Source organism: Streptomyces sp. NPDC045701 (assembly GCF_056432045.1).
The window spans coordinates 1-3,188 of record NZ_JBWKJV010000150.1 but is presented as its reverse complement, the minus strand read 5'-3'; the positions used below and the strand labels follow the sequence as shown (position 1 = coordinate 3,188).

Genomic DNA, 3,188 nt, shown 5'->3' with positions numbered 1-3,188 from the left:
GTCACCGGTGATCTTCCCGGCGGTGATGTTGTCGGTCTTCTTCTCCACCCGCCCCAGCAGATCCCGGGTCTCGGTGGTGACATGCCCGTCGGGGGCGGTGAGCGTGGTCGAGGTGGGGCTGTGCGCGGCGGTGGTCGTCAGCCCGTCCGGCCCGGTCTCCCTGATCACCCGCCCCGCATCGTCATACACCGTCTTCGATGCCCGGCCCGCCGCGTCGATCGTTTCGACGACCTCGCCGGTGGCCAGGTCGGTGACCTGCTTCACCGTCCCCGCCGGGGTGGTCACCGCATCGGTGCGGGTATGGGCGCCTGTGTCGATGCTGGTGGTGTAGGTCTCGGTCAGCTTCTGCGGCCCCTCATCACCCTCCGGGCGTGCCCCCTCCGCCCAGGTGAGAGTCTTTGATGCCAGCTCACCGTGCCCGTCGACCTCGAAACTGGTGGTGGTGCGTGCCCTGGGGGTTTCGCCCGGCTTGTTCGCGATGGCTTCGGTGGTGGTGGCGATGTGCTTGCCATCGGGGGTGAGGGTGTTCTTCGTTTCGGCGACCGTGCCGTCGGTGCCGGTGGTGACCGATTTCACCGGCTGCCCGTAGGGCCCGTACTCGGTGCGGGTCACCGCCCCGGTCACATCCCGCCGCTCCACCTGCCGGCCATGATCATCGAAGACGGCGGTCTCGGCCGTGGTGCGCTGCCTGCCGCCCGGGCCCAGGTGCGTGACCCGTGCCTCGGTGGGTTTGGCGTAGTTCGCCGGCAAAGCTGACGGTGAGGGCGGAGTCTCGTCCTTCTCCCCCGCATAGTCCAGGCTCTGCTTGTGCAGGCTTATCCGCTTGTCCCCGGCAATCAGGAACGTCTCGCGCTCCTGAAGAAGGTGCAGCTTGTTGTAGGTGGAGCGCACCACCGACACCCCGTCGGACAGCTCGGTGGCGTACCGGTAGCCCTGCGCTGCGGTATCGGCGGCGTCGAACAGGCCGAACGTGGTGTGCTGATACTTCGGGAAACCCGTGTGGTTGTGCAGCTGGCCGTCCACCGGCACCAGGGAGAAGCTCTTCGGCGCGACCAGGTCCTTGCCCGCAGCGTCAGTGACCCGCACGGTTTTGACCACGCTCATCCCCGCCGCGGTCTGATAGTCCACCATTGTCTTCGCGCCGGTGGGGGTGACGATCTCACTCAGCAGCGGCTTGTTGCCGGTCTCGCTGCTGGCACGGTAGCCAAGGGTGGTGACCTGCCCGGCCGGGTCGGTCACTTCCGTCAGCCGGCCGCCCTCAATCTTCAGCTGCATTGTCGGTGTCCGCCCATCCGAGCGGGCCGGTGAGGTCACCGTCAAACCGGTCGCGGAGGGGGTGAGGGTGGCTTTCTGCCCGTAGGTGTCCACCACCTGCACCAGCCGGTGACCCGACCCCCACACCCAGTCCACCCGGTTACCCGACCGGTCCTTGCGCCCCAGCAGATCCCCCTCAGCGGAGAAGAAATCCACCCGCCCGTCCTCATACGACAGCACGTACGTATAGGGGCGGGCCGGGACGCCGTCGCGGGCCGGAACCGTGCCCGCCCTGCGCTCAAACTCCAGGTCTTTCAGCGGGTAGCGCTTCAGGCCGGTCGCGGAGGCCTCATCGGCTTCGAACATGCCCCCGGAGGCGGGGAACACCCGCACCCCGCCCTCCGTCTCCACAAACGACAGCCCCAGACTCATCCCCGCACCCAGACCGTGCCGGTCCACCCCCGCCGCCGCCAGCTGCTGGTCATACGACAACCCCACCGACGCATCCAGACCCCCACGCCCCCCCAGCGTCACCAGCGGCAGGCTCATCCGCCACAGACCCGTACGCTCATCCAGCGCACCTGCGGCCGCATCACCCAGCGGAACCGAACCCGACACCGGCGCCGGCACCCCGCCCGGCACATCGGCAGCCACCGCCGACACCACCGGAACCGCCGACACCCCCATCACCACAGCCGTCACCAAAGCCACCCGGCGCAGACCGCCCCGGAACCCCGGAGTACCTGGCATGATCAATGCCGGTGACCCGGTGACCGAACCGCGACCCGTGACAGCAGAAGATGACATCGAAAACCCCCAGAAACACGCCATGCGAAGATGTGCTCCAAACCAACCCGGTCCGCGAAGGGTCACACACTCCCCCAAACGGCCAGGCACAGGACACCCCTCACTCCTCCACCCCGGCTGCAGACCGCAGGACCGCAGACACCAGCGGCAGGCTGCCAAGCACCCCCCGGCAGGGAAAGACTCCCACGGCGAGCGCCTCTAACCTGGCCACCGAGGAGCGCCTCCAGATCACCGCAAAATGGTGCAGCCCGGACCGCTACCAGGTCCGCCTCTGCCACGCCCCTGCCGGCACATCACCCCGCCATGGCCTCCCCCCTGCACTCACCGCCCCCGGGGCCCGTGAACGTCCCCGGAAATCACCCGAAACCACGCGCCGGGTCCCTGGCGGGCACGCCCGGGCATATGCAGTCAGGTCCGCCGGCGGAACCAGCCGGAACGCCGGATGAGCCGCCCGGCGGTCTTCCCGGTCCACCCCCAGCCATTTGCCGACTTCGGTACACAGTGCACCCCGCTATCGCTGTGGAAGATCGCCCTGCGCAGGCCCCCGGCACCGCAGGCCCCCGGCACCGCAGGCCCCCGGCACCGCGGCCCGCCGCGGCGGCCCCGAGCGCGTCGGTGACCAGCCCCATACGCAGGTGGCCGGCGGTCGACCAGCCCGCCAGCCGCTTCGAGCACAGGTCCAGCACCGTTGCCAGACAAAGGAACCTGCCGCCCCCGATGGAGAGGCAGGTTATGCCACCCGCGTACCTGGTGCTCGGCGCAGTCGCGGTGAAGCCGCGCCGCAGCAGGACCGGCACCAGTGTCGCCGACGGCTCGGGAACGGCGCTGCGGACCTTCCTGCACAGGTGCAGCCCAACGATGCCGCACCTGCCCATGACACCCACGACACGCTTGCGGCTGACCCGGCTCCCGACCCCTCCCTTCACCTCCTCCGTGACACGCCGGACCCCGCAAATGCCGTCGGCCGCTTGACGCCGAAAACGCCACGGTGATCGTCAACAAACTGGAAGCGGCTGCACACCAGCTGGTCCCGACCCTGGTGGCTAATTCAGTGCTCGGTTGATGCTGCGCCAGCGGGTTCGGGATCATGGGGTGCGGTCGTCACGTCTGGTATCCGGCCGTAGGAC

Annotated in this window: 1 protein-coding gene; it reads right to left on the bottom strand. The window is 68.9% G+C overall.

From position 1 onward, the window contains the following. Positions 1–1,956 (bottom strand): hypothetical protein (locus tag AC07DW_RS33905; RefSeq protein ID WP_478861451.1); only part of this gene is annotated, 1,956 nt, incomplete at its 3' end. Positions 1,957–3,188: the final 1,232 nt, after the last annotated feature.